Below are 19496 nucleotides of genomic sequence, written 5' to 3'. Positions count from 1 at the left end.
AATATAAATTCCCTCACAACTTCTATTTATATTTTTCCAAAATACCGTCTAACAAATAATCAAAATTATGCATTGGGAAATTCTCATTAATAACATCTCCTTTTTTGTCTAAAACCACATATCTGGGAATGCCATTAAATTTGAATAATTGTCGTAAATAATTATAATCATCCAGCGATAGTCTGTAAATATTTTTAAGGTCTTGTTCCTCCACAAAATCATTGTATGTTTTTAAAGGAGAAGAACGCTCGTCTGTAATAAAAACAAAGTCAAAATCTGGATTGTTTTCGTATTTTTTTCTTGTTCCATTCATACGTTTTATACCTCCCACGCACGGTGCACATGATGTTGCCCAAAAATCTACAAACAATATTTTTCCTTTATGTGAATCGATAATCCCCTTAAAAACATCCGTTGCTTTACCTAAAGGCAATTTTGTAGTGGTAGTTGCAACATCCATATTTACCATCTTCTTTGTGTTGTCTTCTAAACCATTTTGTTTGATTGATTGAATAGGAAATGCCTTATTTACCATACGTTCACCTTCTTCTTTTAAAAATGAATGGTCTATATCTTTTTTTAAGGTTTCCCAATAGGCGTGGGCGTTTTCACTATCACTTCTTTTAATATCAAAATCCAAAGCTCTAATTTTCACCAAATCGTATACAAGGTTTTTATCTAAATGGTAGGTGTTTTTCACCACAGAATCCCTTAATTGCCATTTTTCCATGGCTATTTCTTTAGACATCTCTTTTTTAGAAATTGTTTCATAATGAGGCTTAATATATTTATCACTATAGGCTTTTAAATCACTTTTACGATGTTCACTAAGCGCTTCCATGTATTTCATATAAACTTCAGCAGACTTGATTTTTTTAGTTTCATAGTTCTTTATTAACTCTTTTTCACTATCAGAAATATCGATTTTTTCTTCATCTAAATATTCTAAAAATGTCTTTTCTGGCTTAAAACTAGATGGCTTTATTTTTGGATAAATATTTATAGGGTCGCTAAATTCAAACCTATTTACAAACGTTGAAAACCTTTCTAAAACTAAAAGACTTTTGTCGTTCAAATCCATTTCTTGTAAAAAATCATAATATTCATCTTTAACCGGTATTTTTAAAACCTCATTGATGCTATCTCTTCTAGCCTCATAAGTTCTACTCATAACAAAATCAAATAAATGATTTGCGTATTCCAAAGAAATTTCGTTTTTCAACAGAACTTTTGCCTTTTCAGTGATTGTATTATTTTCAAAATAGGTTGATAACGTTTCTAAATTATTTTTATACTGAAGTGTTTCCTCTTCTTTAAATGTTTCAGGAGATTGCTCTTTAAGTTTTTCTCTAAATTTTTTATAATCATACTTTCCTGATTCAAAACCTACTAAGTCTTCATTAATTTTTGCTAAACCACCCAAATATTCAACATCGCTACCTACCACAATGCCCAATGTTTGTTCTGGCTCTAAATAAAACTTTATAACCTTTTTGTTAAAACTTAAATAAGAAAATTTTGGAGACAACATAGGCACCTCCACTTCAAAACGCCCATTTTCATCTATAGGAACCACTACAGGATAATCTTCTCTGGTGATGTCATTACCGGTATAAATAATGCCAGTTTTAAAGCCAAAACGTGGTGAATAATGTTTTATATACCCCACTAAACGACCCGAGTTCCTATTAAAAAAAGTATCAGAATTATAATCTTTAATAGGTTGTTTTTTAGTTTTTGTTAATTCTGAATCAAGCCATTTTTTAATGTTTTCTGGAATAAAATCAACTTTAGTTTCACTGTCATTTTCAACCAACTGAATTCCATAAATACCCCAACTTCCACCTTCATTTGCCTCTCCATAATCTATAACGGTTGCCTTTTTATCTAATTTAGGAAAAAAGAGATGGTAAAAAATTCCACCTGTATCAGGCATTACCTCCCATTTATTTAGTTTTATTCCATCAGCTTTTGTAACAAATAACTTTTCTTCCCCACTTAAATCTTGAATATAGGTTTTTTTGGGAATGGAAAATTTGCTACCCTTAGTCATTTTAATATGAAAATGTACTACCGTAGCGGTATCTATCAACTCAACACTAGTTATTTTACCTGGAAATGAACTGAAACTGTGTTCTGGATTTTTAATTGTTTTTTGAGCGAATGCATAGCTACAAATAAAAGCCATTAACAATATAAGTTGGTATTTTTTCATGATGATTGTTCGTTTTTTGATTGATGAATTTAAATTATATTTTTATTTCGAAATTGTCATATCCTTGAATACATTTCTCACTATTACAAGTCATAAATTCGATATCACCTTTTATTTTAAAAGTGGTATTGTTTTTTATTTTTATTCGCTGTTTGAAAACTGCTTTGTTTTCAAAATATTTAGTATCCATTTCAAAAACGGATTCGTAAACTGTTTTTCCTTTTGGTTCGGACATTTTACCTATCAGTTCATAATTAGAATGGCTTTCAAACAAAAATACCGTAGGAAGTGGTCCGTCTTTAGGAACATTTTGAGAATACAAATGCCAAGTATCTTCTATTTGGGCAATAAAACAAGATTATATTCTGAACTGGAAATTTTTTCAACTGAAGTTGCCCATTTAACGGGTTCCAGAATTTGAGAAAAGCCCGAAACAGATACAAATAGAAAAAGCCCTATGATTTTTTTCATAATTTAGATATATGAAATAAATATAACTCATAGAAATAAGCTTACATGACATCAATTAGATATTTAGCCTGTTCAATTAGGAATTTGTCTCTTTTTGCAAGAATTCTATTTTAAAGAAGCCAACTTATTAATGTTTGCTACTTTTGGCTTAAACACTACCACGCATAGTTTTCATTTATTTCTTTTTCCAACTTCTCTATTTGCGATGGATAACTTACTTGTTTATTTACAACATTTCCTTGCTCGTCAACAAGTAAATACCTCGGATAAGCAAATGCTCCATTATTGCCAAATTTATTTATTATGTCCGCTATTAGTTTTTCATTTGCAAGTATATGTCGTCCTTCTAAATCATAAAAATCAATCATTTCTTTCCATACCTTTTCTTTTCTGTTTTTCCTTCACAAATATAGAGTGTTGTAATTTTTTTGGACTTAAGGAATTCAACCGACTTATCTTTTTCCTGAAATTCTCTTTTACAAGGGCTGCACCAAGTACCCCAAATGTCTACTAGTACCTTTTGACCCTCTAAGGTTTTCATCAGTTCCTCAAAAGTGTCAATGCTCTTATAATTTTCAACTAAATAAATCTTTTTATTGTTAGTAGATTCCATAATCTTGTTATGGAAATCAATAATTGGTTGAACTTGGGGTTTCAAATGTTTGGTATAATTGCTATTAGGGTACTCCTTTTTGAAATTTTCAAATAGAGTAATTAATTCCTTTGAATTGTCTTTGTTTTCATAACTATTACTTAAAATATAGGTGGCATAATAATATTCCAATACTTTTCCTTTCAAATACTTTTTAGCTCTGTTAATATTGTAAGAATGAATTTTTCCTTGTTCATAAATTTCTCGAATTTTATCAAAATCATCAATTTCATCCTTTGATTGAATAAAATCAATATAATTGCTTATTAAGGAAAATGACCAAGGAGAGCGAATATCGAAGGAGTCTGTTGGTAGAGATATCCCAAATAATCCTTTCCAAATAGCATTTTGAGTTTCATTACTATCGAAATCCCCTTTATAATTTATAAATGCAATACTAGTTTCTAACGCTGAGTAGTAATATTTTCTATCCAATTCTGCCAAATCATAAAAATCTTTGGTTACATTTTGGTTCTCGAAATAATTTTGGAATTGTAATATTTCTTTCTTTTTTAAAGTAGTTATTTTTGATGATATGGTAGCTAGAAGAGAGTCTTTTAGCAGCTCGTTAGAATTACTAAGAACATAAAATTCTGGAAGAGCAAATGAATTATATAGAGTAAGTGCTTCGCTGCTCTTTCCTTTTATTTTTACTTTTTGGTCTTTTGAATTCAAATAGAAATCAATTTCATATTTTTCATCTGGCTCCACCAATAATATTGCCGAAGCTTTGTTGGGTATATATAAAGTTATAAATGAAGTTACATCTGTTTTCAAGGAAATTATAAAATTTCCTAAAGAATCTAAATCTACCGTTTTTTTTGCTCCGTAAAACCAAGTTCCATTAACTGGTGTAGTATATTCAATTTCATCAGTAATTGAAAAATTTCCATGAATTTTTCCGCGGATTGTTATTCCATCCTTTTTTGAACAGCTAATAAAGCTCATTAATAAAACAAGTAAGATTATTTTCTGAAGGTTCATTTTTTTTATTTTACAATTCACACTTTTTATTCTGTTAGAATTCTATTTTAAAGAAGCTAACGCATTTAAAGTTTGTTCTTTTTTATGTTTAGAAACGCTTACCATACTGCCATCGTTCATTAAAATGTAACCGCCATCTTTTTTTACATAAGATTTTACATGAATGCTATTAATAAGGTGCGACTGATGGGTTCTAATAAATTGATGCGATGACAGCAAATCGTCCCATTCTTTTAATGTACGAGACACTAATATAGAGTTGCCATTAGCTAGAAAAAACATGGTATAATTGTTTTCTCCCTTGCACCGTACAATGTCATCAATAGACACAAAATAAAGTTCATCTGTAGTTGGTAAGGCTATTTTTTGGGGTTGATTTATATTTTTTAGGTTTTCAACTAAAGCCTTTAGCTTATAGTTTTCTCTTTTCCTTTCAACCAATTTTGATACTTTAGAAACGGATTCCTTCAACTCTGGAATGGCAATAGGTTTCATCAAATAATCTAAAGCACAAGATTTTATGGCTTGGAGAATATATTGATTATATGCGGTTACAAAAATGACCTCGAAATTAATATCTTCGATGGCTTCCAATAAATCGAAACCGTTTTTATGTGGCATTTCTATATCTAAAAAAACCAAATCGGGTTGATAATTTGCAATCATTTTCAATCCTTCTTCAACAGAAGTTGACATAGCAACAACCTGAACACTTGTACAGTTTTTTTCCAGCAACCCTTTTAGGTTTTCTAGATTATGTGCTTCATCATCAATTATGATACTTTTTATTACCATTCCCTATTTTTTTACGCTTATAAAGATAGTTTTCTGATTGTATTTTAATACTGTAATGGCATGAAAATTTCTACTAACGTACCCGTTTCATCACTATTATTAGAAATATCTGTTATATGAACCTTGGCATTGGTATTATAATTTTCATTAATTAATTGTATACGATCTTTTGCTAATTTAAGTCCGTAAGGTTCTCTTTTTAGATGCGTGTTTTTTTTAGCTTCCGATGCTTCAATGCCTATACCATTATCCGCAATTAGGCATATTAAATTTTGCTTTTCAGTTTTAAATTTAATAGTTAATTTTTTGTCACCATTTTTCTCTTTCAAGCCATGAACAATAGCATTTTCGACCAATGGTTGAATAAGCATTGCAGGAATTTCTATTTCATTGGTATTAATTTGTGGGTCTAAAATTATTTCATAATTAAATGAAAAACGTAAACGCTCCAATTCCAAATACTTTTTTATGGATTCTATTTCATCATATAACGGCACTAAGCCCTTTTCACTTTTATCTAAAGTAAGCCGCATGAGCTGCGAAAACTCGGTTAAATAATGATTTGCCCGTTCACTATCACCTTTATTGATAAGATTTTGAATGGCACTTAAGGCATTAAACAAAAAATGTGGGTTCATTTGCGAACGGATGCTTTTAAGCTGCATTTCCGTAAACTTGCGCTTGGTAACTTCTTTCTTTTTGGTTAAAGCAATTTTCCATCTAAACAAACAAAATCCAAGAATAAAAAGTAGCAAAACACCAACAGAAACAAATTCTTTAAAATGCTTATGAAAAAAGGATTCTTTCTTAAAAACATTATTATTTAAAAAATGGGTATTTAAAAATTGACCTTCGTCATTTATATAATTATATGCTAAGTAATATTCGCCTTCCTTATAAAGCACCAAATAATAATTGACATTATTGGTAGAAATGGCATAATCCAATAAATAAGAACCCCCAGAATAAAGCACAACATCTTCTAAAATTTCCACCTGCTCTTTATTATAAAACCAACTACCTAGTAGGGTTTTAGGCAATTTATCTGTGCTACTGACTTTTGCCTTGGTTAGCTGAGATATTTTATAGCCTTCATCTAATGAAATGTTAGAGGTACCAAAGTTTGTTATACCTATGTATTTTACATCAAAATTACGGACACAGGTGAAATTTACAACTTCATTATCCTGCACGATCTCATTGAAAAAGTACAATTCATTTTGAATAACAATGTAGTTTTCTGAAACAATAAGCACTATATTCTTTTTGCTATCTACCCAGCTTCCAAATAAGTTTTTTGGAAGCTCTGATGGCAACATACTTACCCCTTGACCTGTTGATGCAAAAGGAATAAATAACAAAAAGAAAATGACTCTTGTTAATTTCAATTAAATATTATTTCGATTTAATTTTTAACTTTTTTATACCTAGCATTTGCAAAGCCTCTGGGTTGTAGAACATACTCACCTTCTGATTTTCTGGCACTGTATAAATAATAATCACCTTGATTATACAGTACAAACCAGATAACATTACCCGACTCTGACTCCACAACTTGGTCGATACGGTATTTAACTTCATAAACACCTAAATCTCCATGGTCATTATTATAAAAGTAATCATCGGTTACTTTAATTTCTTTTTTATTATCCCAATGCAACCAATTGCCTTTTAAAAACTTAGGTACCTGATTGCTACTTGGTTTCCTCTTTAAAGTACTTAGCCTTTCGGTTCTAATGGTCATGGTTTCTTTATCTAAACTTAAAATTTCAAAACCTCTATTCGCCGATTTTATAAAGAACTTATTCTCACCTATTTTTTTTATATCCTGATAATATTGAACTCTATAATCTGAAACAATATAATCTGGAGTTGCTATTAAAATTAACGTATCATATTTATCGTACCAGCTACCAAAAAAATTACTGGGTAAATCTTTAGCAAGTATGGACTCACCACCAATACTCACATAGTTAGCCCTTTTATAATCTAGCATTTCCACAACTCTATCTTTACTAGAAGCTGCTGGATTGGAAGACCCAATGGATATTTTCCAAGGATTGAGATTATTAGTATTTGATGTGTTCAAAAAACGTTTCCCATCTTTAGTGACATCTAATTTATATATAAACCAATTACCATCCTTGTTGGATTCGCCGTAATTAATTGTTTCAACATCTTTCGGTAATGGAGGAAAATACAATTTGAATCTAACCTCATCAGAATCTGTCATATGGTGTTTGCGATGTAAGGTAGTTCCATCAGCTTTAACTACAAATAGCCGTTTACCATCAACCGAAGACTCTATGTAAGTTTGATTAGGAACTGAAAACCAACTTCCCATTCTAACTTTAATATGAAAATGAAGAATAGTTTCGGAATCTGTTAACTCTACCTTAGTGACGCTACCATTTATATTGGTATTGATGTAATCTGGATTATTTATGATTTTCTGTGCTTGGATTGTTGCAGAAAACATAGATATCCATAAAATTAAAAATAGTTTTCCCATGGTTTATATAAGTTTTAATCAAATGTATTCTATACAATTGATAAACATGTGAACCAATTAGAATTTGATATAAAAAAATGAGCAATTACCCCTAACTGGTTAGAAACTATTTTTCTACTTTTTTAACTTGAATGGATAAAACTAAACTATTTCTTACGCATATAAACACTAACAGGAACCCCAGTAAAATCGAATTTTTCACGAAGCTTATTTTCCAAAAAGCGCTTGTAAGGTTCTTTTACGTATTGCGGTAAATTACAGAAAAAAGCAAACTGCGGTTGTGGTGTTGGTAACTGCATAACGTATTTTATTTTCACATATTTTGCTTTGTTTGCAGGCGGTGGATAACTTTCAATAATAGGCAACATAACCTCGTTAAGCACACTTGTTTTGATCTTTTTGGTACGGTTGTTATAAACCTCAACAGCCGTTTCTATAGCTTTGTAAATACGTTGTTTAGATAATGTAGAAATAAATATAATTGGCACATCGGTAAAAGGTTCCATTTCCTTTCTAATGGCTTTTTCGTATTCTAGAGTTGTTTTATGGTCTTTTTCTACCAAATCCCATTTGTTTACTAAAATAACCACCCCTTTTCTATTACGCTCTGCCAACCAAAATATGTTTTGATCCTGACCATCGAACCCACGGGTAGCGTCTAAAACCAATAAACACACATCGCTATGTTCTATAGCACGTACACTGCGCATTACAGAATAAAATTCCAAATCTTCTTTTACCTTCGATTTTCTGCGGATTCCAGCCGTATCAACCAAGTTAAATTCAAATCCAAAACGATTGTATTTCGTATCAATAGCATCTCTAGTAGTACCTGCAATGTCGGTTACAATGTATCTATCTTCACCTATTAAAGCATTGATGAATGATGATTTTCCTGCATTTGGACGACCCACAACAGCAAAACGAGGTAATTCTTCATTAACCACGGTTTCTTTTTCTGGCAACACCTCTACTAAAGCATCCAACAAATCGCCCGTACCACTTCCGTTAATACTAGCCACGGTATAATATTCCCCTAAACCTAATGAATAAAACTCTACTGCATCTTCGGCTCGTTGGGCATTATCAACTTTATTAACTACAAGAAAAACCGGTTTGGTAACTTTACGAAGTAATTTGGCAACATCTTCATCCATGCCTGTTACGCCACTTTCAACATCAACCATAAAAATGATCACATCAGCTTCATCAATGGCCAACTCAACTTGTTTATCTATTTCAGCCTCAAAAACATCATCACTACCCAATACGTATCCACCTGTATCAATAAGCGAAAACTCCTTTCCGTTCCAATCACTTTTACCATAATGGCGATCTCTGGTAACACCACTTACGGCATCAACAATAGCCTCTCTACGTTGAATTAAGCGATTAAAAAATGTTGACTTCCCTACGTTTGGACGACCTACTATTGCGACGATATTACTCATGATTTATTTTGAAACCAGCCTTGACTGATTTATTTTATGTTTGTTGAAATATTTTGCAAAAATAGGAAATATACTCTATGAACAGCCTTTTTTTGCTAACTATTAAATTTTTAGCGTTTTGAAGAAAAATTAGTAATTTACTGATATTAAAATGACACCCAAAATGCCAACTACCAACACTATTACATTACGTCCCAGATTCAAGTTAGAAATACCCAAACACCATGAAACGGTTTTACAATTATTTGAAGACTCAAAAAAAACACAATCTGAATTTATTATCAATCGTATAGACGACCATGTTTTTATAAAATTCCCCAAAGAAAAACAGCATTTTTGGTCGCCACAATTACATCTTGAAATTAATTATACTGATGAAAACTCATGCATGTTACATGGGCTGTTTGGTCCCAACCCAACTGTTTGGACTTTCTTTATGTTTTTGCATTTTTTTATTGCAGGAGTATTTATAGCATTTGGCATTTGGACCTATACCAATTGGTCGTTAAAATTGAGTTTTGCAATACAGTTAAGCATCATGTTGCTTATGGTAATTATTTGGTTTGCCCTTTACTTTGCAGGAAGTATTGGAAAAGCATCCAGTAAAAACGAGATGGCACAACTCCACAATTTTATGAATACTGTATTAGAAAAAACAAAGTCTTAATTGAGGGTACAATTAAGACTTTTAAACTAAACTAACTCAAACTAAACTTAGCAGAATACCGTGTTCAAATATTAAAAACCAAGTTTAATTAATGGTTAGATAAACAATATGTTATCATTAGTATTCACTAATTATTGTAACCAAATCGGCGTAACTGTTGTTGATTGCTTCTCCAGTTTTTATTCACTTTAACATAAGTCTCTAAATGGATTTGCTTTCCAAAAAAAGCCTCTAAATCTTTTCTTGCCTCAACACCCACACGTTTTAATGCACTTCCTTTATGGCCAATAATAATACCTTTTTGGGTTTCACGCTCCACCATAATAACGGCACGTATTCTAATAATTTCCTCTTCTTCAAAAAACTCTTCAGTTTCTATTTCAACGGCGTATGGAATTTCCTTTTTATAATGAAGCAGGATTTTTTCACGAATGGTTTCGTTTATAAAAAAACGTTCTGGTTTATCGGTTAATTGGTCTTTTGGATAAAATGCTGGCGATTCGGGCAACAAATCGATAATTCTATTAAATACTTCTTTTACATTGAAACCTTCCAAGGCAGAAATAGGAAATATTTCAGCATTCGGTACTTTTTCTGCCCATAGCTGTACTTGGGTTTCCAATTGTTCTTGGTTCGATTTATCAATCTTATTCAAAAGCAATAATACCGGTATTTTTGAATTGGTTATTTTATTAAAAAAGGCTTCATCTTTCAATTCCTGTTCACCAATTTCAACCATATATATCAATACATCGGCATCTTCAAAAGCAGACTTCACAAACCCCATCATACTTTCTTGCAGTTCGTAAGCGGGTTTTATAATACCAGGGGTATCAGACAAAACCATTTGAAAATCGTCTCCATTTACAATACCTAAAATACGATGACGGGTGGTTTGTGCTTTCGATGTGATGATAGACAATTTTTCACCAACAAAGGCATTCATTAACGTAGATTTACCCACATTAGGATTTCCTATTATATTTACAAAACCTGCTCTGTGGTTCATAATTGTTGTTTTTTTTAAGATACTGCAAATTTACAACCATAAATTCAATTACGAATTATGAATTGTAAATTACGATCTAAATAAATTTATGGGTAAAAAAAAACAGAAAGTTTCCTTTCTGTTTTTGCTGTTTTGAGTAAGTTTTATTACTTATTCAACTATTTCCAATAATTCAACTTCGAAAATTAATGTAGAATAAGGCTTGATTTTTTCACCTGCCTGTCTAGCACCGTAAGCTAAATCTTGAGGGATGAAGAATTTGTATTTAGAACCTACAGACATAAGTTGTAAACCTTCAGTCCATCCTCTAATAACTTGTCCTACACCAAACTCGGTTGGCTCACCTCTTTCTACTGAACTATCAAACACAGTACCATCAATTAATGTTCCGTGGTAGTGTACTTTTACTTTAGATTCTGCAGTTGGCTTAGCACCTGTTCCTTCTTTTAAAACTTTATATTGTAAACCGCTTTCGGTTACTTTTATGCCATCTTTAGATTTATTTTCTTCTAAGAATTTTTCACCAACAGCTTTTCCTTTTTCAGCTTCTTCTTGCTGTTTTTTCATATTTTCAGCTTGTTTCTTTTGAAAATATGCGGATAAAATTTGTTGACCATCTTCTGGCTTAAGCAATATATTGGTAGAATCAAGTACATTCATATAACCTTGAATGAATAATTCGCTATCAATTTCAGAAACGCTTGTTTTCACGTTTTTAGCTACATCCATACCAATAGCATAACTTACAGAATCAATTTCAGTTTTTAAAGCTTTATTAGAAGCTCCTTTTCCTCCACAAGATGATAAAATTGAAGCTGTTAACACAACTCCTAAAAATTTAATTATTTTCATTTTTCTTATTTTATTTAATTTGATGCCAAAAATAGCAAATTTAAACTCACAATAAAGGAGTATTACATGAATTTTAACGAATGCAAAGATTATTTTTAATTAAGGATTTATAAATGCCTCAATTTCTGAAATGGTAATTTTAGGATTTGCACCTTCACTTTGTGCTACCAAAGCACCCACAGCGCATGCAAAATCTATAGCTTCTTGAGGATTGACATTATTTAGAAGTTGGCTAATTAAAGATGCCAAAAAAGAATCGCCAGCACCTACGGTATCCACAACTTTAATTAAATAGCCACTGTTATAATATAGTTTGCCATTATACAACAACACAGCGCCATGCGAGCCTTTGGTTACACATACATGTTTTGTGTTTGTTTTTTCTGCTATGTATTGAAGGTTTTGTTCTAAAGAGTTGTATTTCGATCCTAAATATTTGCTCACTTCGTAAAGTTCATCATCATTGAATTTTATAAAATCGGCATTGTTCATCAAATAAATCAAAATGTCCTTGGTATAATGTGGCGAACGAAGATTTAAATCGAAAACCTTATACTTAGCATGCTCTAATAGATTATACAGTGTTTCTTTTGAAGTTTCATTTCTACCCACTAAACTACCAAAAACAAAGGCATCAACTTGTTTAACTAAATCTATGGTTTTTTCATCTATGGAAATATAATCCCATGCACTTGGAAAATTGATATCATACGATGCAGAGCCTTTATCATTCAATGTTACATTTACCACACCGGTTTTAAACGCACTACTCTGTTGAATATAATTAGTATTTACACCATTTTCAGCTACATACGCCACCAGTGTTTTACCAAGTTCATCATTACCAACACTACTAATCATGGTTACTTCATTCTGCAGCGATTGTAAACGCAATGCCACGTTTAATGGAGCACCTCCAATTTTTTTATTTGTTGGAAGCACATCCCATAACACCTCACCAAAACACGCAATTTTAGACATAATTTAATATTAAAAACACAACTAAGATATTATTTATTTATATAAATGATGGATTTTGAGCAGAAAATTAGAATACAACCAGGTTATTAAGCATTAAAAACAGTGTGCATAAACTATCTGTTTTTTACTAGTTCGATACATTTTCAGCAATCATTTAAAACCCTTTGTGTTTTTCTAAATATTGCGAAGGTGTTAAATCCATAATATTTTTAAACTGCCTGTTGAAGTTTGAAATATTATTGAAACCAGACTCATAACAAACACGAGACACATTGTACTTATTGGTAATGAGCAGTTTGCAAGCATATCCAATTCTTAATTCATTTAAATATTTGGAAAATGTTTTATTATGCATTTTTTTAAAAAACCGACTAAAAGCAGACGCATTCATATTAGCGATATCTGCAACAGCGTTTAATGAAATAGGCTGTGCGAAATTTTTAAAAAGATATTCGTAAATTTTATCTAGTTTTTTATTATCTGTTTGCTGAAAAGAATCTAAAAACCCAGCGCTAGATAGTATTTTGTATTGTTTATGTTTCGCTAATTCATATAATACCTTAAGCAATGCTATGGTTTTTTCAAACCCTTCCAGATGCAGCACTTTTTTTATTTTTTTAATCAACTTAACATCAACATTTTCAAATTTAATGCCATTACAAGACCTCTTAAAAAGCTGAAGCAAATGAAACATTTCTGGAGTTTCAAAAAATGAAGTTCCCAAAAAATCTTTTTTAAAATGCACTGTAATTGCTTTTGCCTTAAGTGATGAATTTTTACTAAAATAAATCTCGTCGTTTAACCACATATGGGGCAAATCTTTTCCAATTAAAACAAGGTCCCCTTTGTCAAATTTTTCAATACCATCACCTATAAAAAGGGTTCCAGAACTTTTTTCAACATAAACCAGTTCCAACTCTGGGTGGTAATGCCAAGTTTTTAAAAAAAAAGATTCTTTATGTCTTTTTGCCGAAAAAGAGCTGCTGTTTATGGTGCTTCTATCTAATAAATGAAGTTTCATTAAACTACTGTTTACTTTATTTAAATTTGGAGTTTATCCTATTGAATAGGTCTATTTCAATAAAAATTCACATTCAAAACACATTTATATATTTATAATATAATCTGTTTCGGTTACCTTATCATATACGTCACGACTAAAAACGTATAATTTAGAAGGTTTTTTAGCCGACCCTTTTTTTGTTTGGTTTAAAGGTACTATATATGCTTTATTTAGTACTTTTTTTCTAAAATTACGATTGTCCAATTCAACTTCCAATATAGATTCAAAGGCTAACTGTAATTCGTTTAATGTAAATTTTACAGGCATTAAATCAAAAATTACTGGATCTACCATAATTTTTTGTTTCAAATCTTCATGGGCATCATTTATTATTCTTTTATGATCAAAACCCAAATCTGGTAAAGATTTTAATGGAAACCACTTAAAATCGCTATTTTTTAACACTATACTTTCTTTAGGTTGTGTGTAATAGTATGCAATGGTCATGGTTTGCCTTTTTAAGCCTTGACTTCTAATCCACAATAAATCTTTTTCAGATTTTAATCTGGAAGGATTGCCATAGGTATGGAATTGTATCCTATTAAAGGCATTAAGTCCCGTAATACTTTTAAAAATTAAATCTGCAGTTTCGCCTAATGTTTTACTAATAATTACGGGGCCACCAGCAATAACCCAATCGTCTATCACAGGGAAATCATCATTAAACATATTAAGTTTTCTATTGCGCAATAGAATGTTTAAACCATATGAATCTAAACCAAATATCACACAATCAACAGATACATTATCCCGCTTCCTAAAATCCATTAAAAACTAGTAATAAAAAAAGTTTGAAGAAAATTACCTATTTGTAATTTTACTCTGTGAATATACAATGAAAGCTGAAAACTTTCAATGATTATTTTAGATTTTTATGTAATTTTAAAGGAAATTTACGAACGTTTTAATACAAAAAAATGCCCAACGCCCTATACTTAAACATGGAAAATGTAGATGTCTTAAACAAAGACGTAACAACGCCATCGTTTGACAGAGACCAAGTAGTAACCAGTATAGCACATATTGGCGTTAGCAATTTCCACAGAGCACATCAAGCATATTATATGCATGAATTGATTGAAAAACATAACGAACTAAACTTTGGTATTTGTGGCATTGATTTATTGGATTCGGATAGAAAAATATACAACGTTCTAAAGGACCAAGATGGGCTTTACACCTTAATTACGAAAGACCCAAACGGATTGCACCAAACCAAAATTATAAGCTCTATTGTTGAATATTTTTTTGGACCCGAAAACCCGATGGCCGTTATTGAACGATTGGCGAATCCGGACATTCATATTATATCGCTAACTATTGCGGAAGATGGTTATCATTTAAATGAGATAACGGGTGAGTTTGACCAAAACCATCCTGCCGTAGCCGAAGATATTAAAAACCCATTTTATCCAAAAACTGTTTTTGGGTATTTAACGCAAGCCTTTAAACTTAGAAAACTTAGAGGCGTATCTGGTTGCACCATACTATCTTGCGACAATATTAAGAGCAATGGGGACACCATGCGGCAATCTTTTTTTAGTTATGTAAGCAACGTAGATCCTGATTTGTTGCCATGGTTAATTGAAAACACCACCTTTCCCAATAGCATGGTTGATAGAATAACACCATTAACACAGCCCCAAGATATAGATGCTTTAAAGCAAGATTTTTTAATAGAAGATAGGTGGCCTGTAATTTGTGGTTCTTTTAGCAGTTGGATTATAGAAGACAACTTTTTGAACGAAAGACCACAATGGGAAAAAGTTGGTGTTCAATTTGTTAAAAATATAGAACCCTACGAAAACATGAAGCTCCAGTTACTTAATGCTGGCCATACCATATTAGGGATTTTAGGCACTTTGAACGGCTATAAAACAGTACATGAAGCAGCAAACGACGAAGATTTTATTGGTTTTTTAAAAGGCTATATGGATGAAGAAGTTATGCCTACACTTGTTCCTGTTAAAAACCTTTCTATTGAAGATTACAAAACCACTTTAATAACCAGATTTAAAAACCCACACATAAACGATAGTCTTTCAAGGATATGCACGGAAAGTTCAGCTAAAATTCCTGCATTTATTTTACCAACAGTAAAAAAGCAATTATTAAAAGATAAAACGATAGATAGGGCCGCCTTTGTAGTTGCAGCTTGGTGCAAATACAATGATGGTGTTGATGACATGGATAACTCTTATAACATTATAGATTCTATAAGCAATAAACTTATTAGAGCTGCGGCATTATCACACCAAAACCCAATTAAATTTTTGGAAATTGAATCCATTTTTAAAGATTTGAATACAAACGAAGTTTTTACCAAAAAATATACAGAGTACTTAAGTTATATTAGAGAACATTCCATAAAGGAGAGTGTCATTAATTTTTTTAAATAAGCACACTTAATTTACCAAATAAAAAAATCTTTATGAAAAATCTCATAAAGCCTTAATTCGCTATTAATAAATATCAAAAAAAATTAAGAGTTAATCATTTTCTCAACAACTTCTTTTTTTATTTCTGGATTTGCACCTTCACTACTGGCTACAAGCGCACCAATAGCGCATGCAAAATTAATGGCTTCTTGAGGAGATGCGCCTTTTAACAATTTATCTATTAATGAAGCCAAAAATGAATCGCCGGCCCCAACCGTATCTACCACTTGTATTTGATAGCCACTGTTATAATAGAAGGTATTGTTGTAATACAAAATGGCTCCATGGCGCCCTTTGGTAACACAAATATTTTTTGTATTTGTTTCTTTAGCCATAAAAAGAATGTTTTGTTCTAAAGATTGTGTTTCAGAACCCAGCTTTTTGGCTATTTCAAAAATTTCGTCATCATTAAATTTAATAAAATCGGCTTCATTCATTAAGTGACCTAAAACCTCTATAGTATAATAAGGCACTCTAAGGTTTACGTCAAAAATTTTAAACTTCGCTAATTTTAAAAGTTCATACAATGTATTTCTAGAAGTATCATCGCGTGCAATTAAACTGCCAAAAACAAAAACATCTGCCGTTTGCGTTATTTTTTTAGCGCCATCGGTTACTTGCATATTATCCCATGCTCTTGGATAATTTATATCATAGGACGCTGAACCTTTTTGATTCAGCATCACTTTTACTTTTCCTGTTTTTAATTCAGCATCTACCTGGATATTTTCAGTATTTACACCTTGTTCTTTAATGAATTCAACTATTTTTTTGCCTTTATTATCTGCACCAATCCTACTAATCATGGAAACATTATTTTCAAAAGACTGTAATCTTATGGCAACATTTAAAGGCGCACCTCCTATTTTTTTATGGGTTGGAAAAACGTCCCATAAAACTTCTCCGAAACAAACTATGTTTTTCATGTGTTTATTTTTTAATCCTTATTATACATTTCCATAACGCACTTTTCTACACCATGCTCAACAATATTGTTATATGAATTTGTATATATATCAACAAATTCTGCCGAGTCTTTAATTTTACCGAACACAGATTCTATTTCCAAAAAGGCTTTCGGATTTTCTTTGGAAGCTATGGCCTTTTCATTTAAAATAGTTTTCATGGCATCTTTTACCACCAACTCATCACCCGTTTCATTAACGCCTAAACTGTAAATTGCCCAAGCCGCAACTACAAACGCCGCATATTCTATTGGTCCGTTTTGTTTTAACTGCGCATTTACGGTAGGCAAAACGAAAATGGGAAATTTGGCAGAACTTTCAGAACAAATACGATCAATTTGGTCTTTTATATAAATATTCCCAAATCTTTGAAGTAAAGATTCTTTGTACTTTTCTAAATTAACACCTTCTAAATTACCTAAAATAGGGGTCACTTCTTTGTCCATAAAGGATTTTAAAAACGCTGATATTTCAGGATTGTTCGCTGCTTCATCAATAGTAGAATACCCAATTAAAGCCCCTAAAATACCTAAAACAGAATGTCCTGCGTTCAATAAGCTTAGTTTCATTTTTTCATAAGGCACCACGTCCTTAACAAATTGAGCACCTACAGTTTCCCAAGCGGGTCTTCCTGCTATAAAGTCATCTTCAATAACCCATTGATGAAATGGTTCACACACTACTGGCCATACATCATCAATACCCGATGTTTCTAACAAACCTGTAATGTCTGAAGGCGATGTTGCCGGTGTAATCCTGTCTACCATACTGTTTGGAAAGGACACATTCGCTTCAATCCAAGATACCAATTCTGGTTCCACAGCTTTCACATAGCTTAAAATCATTTCTTTTGCCACATGCCCATTACCTTGAACATTATCGCAAGACTGCACGGTACACCCCAATAACCCGCGTTCTTTTCTTAATTTAAAAGCTTGGGTTAAATAACCAAAAATAGTTTTTGGTGCCTGCGGATTTTTTAAATCGTGCTGAATTAATGGATTTTCAAAGTTGAAGGTTTTCGTTGCTTCATTATAATTATATCCGCCTTCGGTGATGGTTAGTGATATGATTTTCACCTCTGGACTCGCCATTTTTTCTATGACTTGCATTGGATTCTCTGGTGCAAACATGTACTCTGTTATAGCTCCTATGATGCTTTTGGTAAGCGTTCCATCTAATTCTTTAACAACTAAAGTATAAAGTCCATCTTGCTCTTTTAAAACATTGTAAATTTTTGTATCAAAATCCAATAATGCCACTCCACATATACCCCAATCTTTTATGGATTCATCCGATAATAATTTATCTGTATAATACGCTTGATGCGCTCTATGAAATCCACCTATCCCAACATGTACAATGCCCGTTTTTATATTGGATCTGTTATATTTTGGTATTGAAACCTGTTTTTCTAACTTAGAAAGATTCAAGTTATTTAATTTATAATCTGTCATTTTAATTTTTTTTATTTGGTTTCAAACCTTTGAAGTAATACGGCAAAAATGATGATGGCACCTTTTACCACTTGCTGTGGATATGATGGTACATTTAGGAGGTTTAAAATATTTCCTATTAAACCTAAAATTAAAACCCCCATTAATGTATTAATGGCCGTTCCTTTTCCTCCATTTAAACTTGCTCCACCAATTACCACGGCAGCAATGGCATCTAACTCCCATGCCATACCCATGTTTGGCGACCCTAAATTTGTTCTAGACGCCACAATTATTGCTGCTGTAGCTGCTAAAGCGCCAGATATGGCATAAACTAAAAATTTGTACTTATTTACTTTTATTCCTGATAATCGAGAAGCGTGTTCATTACTACCAATAGCAATAATTAATCTGCCAAATACATTATAACGCAACATAACTATAGCCATAATCACGATAATGAAAAATACAATAGCGATATTAGGAATTCCTAAAGTTGAATTATTTGCAAAGTTGGACATGAACTCTCCGCCAGGCGTTTTAAAAGTAATAGGCGACCCTTTAGAATAGATAAACCCTAAACCTCTAGCAATGGTCATTAATGCCAATGTTGCCACAAAGGGCGCCATTTTTTGGTATGCAACGAGATAGCCCGAAATACTTCCTAGAGCAAAACCTATTACTAAAGTTATTAGAATGGCTACTGGCAAAACAAAAATGTTTACCAAAATTGCAAAAGTAACGGCTAGTAAGGCTACCATAGAGCCCACCGATAAATCGATGCCTCCGGTTAGAATTACAAGTAACATACCGATACTTATAATACCAATACCAGATACTTGTTTTAATAAATTTGAAAGATTTACAGAAGTGAAAAACACATCTGAAATAAGTGCTGAAAATATTACCAACAATAAAAATATTATTATTGTATTGTGTTTTACAATAAACTGAAGTATACCTGCTGGAGTACTTAATTGTTGTTTTAATGTTAATGCCATGATT

General features: G+C 31.8%; 19 protein-coding genes. 2 read left to right on the top strand and 17 right to left on the bottom strand.

The annotated features are described in order from the left end of the window. Positions 1–22: 22 nt before the first annotated feature. The 9 genes from J8H85_RS05175 to der form a co-directional block, all read right to left on the bottom strand. Positions 23–2215 carry a thioredoxin-like domain-containing protein gene (locus J8H85_RS05175; protein WP_209653305.1) on the bottom strand — a complete coding sequence of 731 codons (2193 nt, stop codon included), beginning with the start codon at positions 2213–2215 and terminating at the stop codon, positions 23–25. 34 nt (positions 2216–2249) lie between these two features. Next, positions 2250–2537: a protein-disulfide reductase DsbD domain-containing protein gene (locus J8H85_RS05170; protein ID WP_209653304.1), complete on the bottom strand. Its 288-nt coding sequence runs from the start codon at positions 2535–2537 to the stop codon at positions 2250–2252. A 14-nt stretch (positions 2538–2551) separates the two neighbouring features. Then, complete coding sequence (locus J8H85_RS19025) at positions 2552–2686, bottom strand: hypothetical protein (RefSeq protein WP_262897532.1); 135 nt, start codon at positions 2684–2686, stop codon at positions 2552–2554. Between the two features lie 155 nt (positions 2687–2841). Beyond that, positions 2842–3054 carry a hypothetical protein gene (locus tag J8H85_RS05165; protein WP_209653303.1) on the bottom strand — a complete coding sequence of 71 codons (213 nt, stop codon included), beginning with the start codon at positions 3052–3054 and terminating at the stop codon, positions 2842–2844. After that, positions 3051–4286, bottom strand: coding sequence for a TlpA family protein disulfide reductase (locus tag J8H85_RS05160; RefSeq protein ID WP_209653302.1), 1236 nt, complete (start codon positions 4284–4286; stop codon positions 3051–3053). The genes J8H85_RS05165 and J8H85_RS05160 overlap by 4 nt, the downstream gene beginning before the upstream one ends. A 78-nt stretch (positions 4287–4364) precedes the next feature. Further along, positions 4365–5117: a LytR/AlgR family response regulator transcription factor gene (locus J8H85_RS05155; RefSeq protein WP_209653301.1), complete on the bottom strand. Its 753-nt coding sequence runs from the start codon at positions 5115–5117 to the stop codon at positions 4365–4367. Between the two features lie 44 nt (positions 5118–5161). Beyond that, complete coding sequence (locus tag J8H85_RS05150) at positions 5162–6505, bottom strand: sensor histidine kinase (RefSeq protein ID WP_209653300.1); 1344 nt, start codon at positions 6503–6505, stop codon at positions 5162–5164. Between the two features lie 17 nt (positions 6506–6522). After that, the gene (locus tag J8H85_RS05145) at positions 6523–7629 is read right to left on the bottom strand and encodes a hypothetical protein (RefSeq protein ID WP_209653299.1); all 1107 of its coding nucleotides are present in this window, start codon (positions 7627–7629) and stop codon (positions 6523–6525) included. Positions 7630–7775: 146 nt separating this feature from the next. Further along, entirely contained in the window at positions 7776–9080 is a 1305-nt protein-coding gene (gene der / locus J8H85_RS05140; RefSeq protein ID WP_209653298.1) for a ribosome biogenesis GTPase Der, read from the bottom strand. Positions 9081–9243: 163 nt separating this feature from the next. Here der and J8H85_RS05135 point away from each other — a divergent pair, with 163 nt between their 5' ends. Beyond that, the gene (locus tag J8H85_RS05135) at positions 9244–9747 is read left to right on the top strand and encodes a GTP-binding protein (protein WP_209653297.1); all 504 of its coding nucleotides are present in this window, start codon (positions 9244–9246) and stop codon (positions 9745–9747) included. 127 nt (positions 9748–9874) lie between these two features. Here the strand turns inward: J8H85_RS05135 and era are convergent, their stop codons facing one another. From era to J8H85_RS05110, 5 genes are all read right to left on the bottom strand, one after another. Then, positions 9875–10756, bottom strand: a complete 882-nt coding sequence (era, locus tag J8H85_RS05130; RefSeq protein WP_209653296.1) for a GTPase Era — start codon at positions 10754–10756, stop codon at positions 9875–9877. A gap of 150 nt (positions 10757–10906) precedes the next feature. After that, entirely contained in the window at positions 10907–11608 is a 702-nt protein-coding gene (locus J8H85_RS05125) for an FKBP-type peptidyl-prolyl cis-trans isomerase (protein WP_209653295.1), read from the bottom strand. Positions 11609–11707: 99 nt separating this feature from the next. Further along, positions 11708–12589, bottom strand: a complete 882-nt coding sequence (locus tag J8H85_RS05120; protein ID WP_209653294.1) for a carbohydrate kinase family protein — start codon at positions 12587–12589, stop codon at positions 11708–11710. Positions 12590–12743: 154 nt separating this feature from the next. Then, complete coding sequence (locus J8H85_RS05115) at positions 12744–13610, bottom strand: AraC family transcriptional regulator (protein WP_209653293.1); 867 nt, start codon at positions 13608–13610, stop codon at positions 12744–12746. 84 nt (positions 13611–13694) lie between these two features. Next, complete coding sequence (locus J8H85_RS05110; protein ID WP_209653292.1) at positions 13695–14420, bottom strand: NUDIX hydrolase; 726 nt, start codon at positions 14418–14420, stop codon at positions 13695–13697. Positions 14421–14569: 149 nt separating this feature from the next. Here J8H85_RS05110 and J8H85_RS05105 point away from each other — a divergent pair, with 149 nt between their 5' ends. Beyond that, a complete protein-coding gene (locus tag J8H85_RS05105) occupies positions 14570–16051 on the top strand; it encodes a mannitol dehydrogenase family protein (RefSeq protein ID WP_209653291.1) in 1482 nt (493 codons plus the stop codon). An 83-nt stretch (positions 16052–16134) separates the two neighbouring features. On the opposite strand, the gene J8H85_RS05100 is transcribed toward J8H85_RS05105, so the two are convergent. From J8H85_RS05100 to J8H85_RS05090, 3 genes are read right to left on the bottom strand one after another with little or no spacing between them, the layout of a single operon-like run. Beyond that, complete coding sequence (locus J8H85_RS05100) at positions 16135–17016, bottom strand: carbohydrate kinase family protein (protein ID WP_209653290.1); 882 nt, start codon at positions 17014–17016, stop codon at positions 16135–16137. A gap of 11 nt (positions 17017–17027) precedes the next feature. Further along, entirely contained in the window at positions 17028–18512 is a 1485-nt protein-coding gene (locus J8H85_RS05095; RefSeq protein ID WP_209653289.1) for a mannitol dehydrogenase family protein, read from the bottom strand. 11 nt (positions 18513–18523) lie between these two features. Beyond that, positions 18524–19492: an ABC transporter permease gene (locus J8H85_RS05090; RefSeq protein WP_209653287.1), complete on the bottom strand. Its 969-nt coding sequence runs from the start codon at positions 19490–19492 to the stop codon at positions 18524–18526. Between the last annotated feature and the right edge of the window lie 4 nt (positions 19493–19496).

Source organism: Mariniflexile gromovii, from assembly GCF_017814435.1.
In the GTDB taxonomy this organism is placed as follows: domain Bacteria; phylum Bacteroidota; class Bacteroidia; order Flavobacteriales; family Flavobacteriaceae; genus Mariniflexile; species Mariniflexile gromovii.
Note: the sequence above shows the minus strand (reverse complement) of the source record. Positions and strands in the feature narration are given on the sequence as shown.

Coding starts and splice junctions, on each gene's coding strand:
- J8H85_RS05155 (WP_209653301.1), bottom strand. CDS start 5,117: ATGGTAATAAAAAGTATCATAATTGATGATGAAGCACATAATCTAGAA.
- J8H85_RS19025 (WP_262897532.1), bottom strand. CDS start 2,686: ATGAAAAAAATCATAGGGCTTTTTCTATTTGTATCTGTTTCGGGCTTT.
- era (WP_209653296.1), bottom strand. CDS start 10,756: ATGAACCACAGAGCAGGTTTTGTAAATATAATAGGAAATCCTAATGTG.
- J8H85_RS05125 (WP_209653295.1), bottom strand. CDS start 11,608: ATGAAAATAATTAAATTTTTAGGAGTTGTGTTAACAGCTTCAATTTTA.
- J8H85_RS05115 (WP_209653293.1), bottom strand. CDS start 13,610: ATGAAACTTCATTTATTAGATAGAAGCACCATAAACAGCAGCTCTTTT.
- J8H85_RS05135 (WP_209653297.1), top strand. CDS start 9,244: ATGCCAACTACCAACACTATTACATTACGTCCCAGATTCAAGTTAGAA.
- J8H85_RS05145 (WP_209653299.1), bottom strand. CDS start 7,629: ATGGGAAAACTATTTTTAATTTTATGGATATCTATGTTTTCTGCAACA.
- J8H85_RS05095 (WP_209653289.1), bottom strand. CDS start 18,512: ATGACAGATTATAAATTAAATAACTTGAATCTTTCTAAGTTAGAAAAA.
- J8H85_RS05100 (WP_209653290.1), bottom strand. CDS start 17,016: ATGAAAAACATAGTTTGTTTCGGAGAAGTTTTATGGGACGTTTTTCCA.
- J8H85_RS05110 (WP_209653292.1), bottom strand. CDS start 14,420: ATGGATTTTAGGAAGCGGGATAATGTATCTGTTGATTGTGTGATATTT.
- J8H85_RS05175 (WP_209653305.1), bottom strand. CDS start 2,215: ATGAAAAAATACCAACTTATATTGTTAATGGCTTTTATTTGTAGCTAT.
- J8H85_RS05165 (WP_209653303.1), bottom strand. CDS start 3,054: ATGATTGATTTTTATGATTTAGAAGGACGACATATACTTGCAAATGAA.
- der (WP_209653298.1), bottom strand. CDS start 9,080: ATGAGTAATATCGTCGCAATAGTAGGTCGTCCAAACGTAGGGAAGTCA.
- J8H85_RS05105 (WP_209653291.1), top strand. CDS start 14,570: ATGCCCAACGCCCTATACTTAAACATGGAAAATGTAGATGTCTTAAAC.
- J8H85_RS05120 (WP_209653294.1), bottom strand. CDS start 12,589: ATGTCTAAAATTGCGTGTTTTGGTGAGGTGTTATGGGATGTGCTTCCA.
- J8H85_RS05090 (WP_209653287.1), bottom strand. CDS start 19,492: ATGGCATTAACATTAAAACAACAATTAAGTACTCCAGCAGGTATACTT.
- J8H85_RS05160 (WP_209653302.1), bottom strand. CDS start 4,286: ATGAGCTTTATTAGCTGTTCAAAAAAGGATGGAATAACAATCCGCGGA.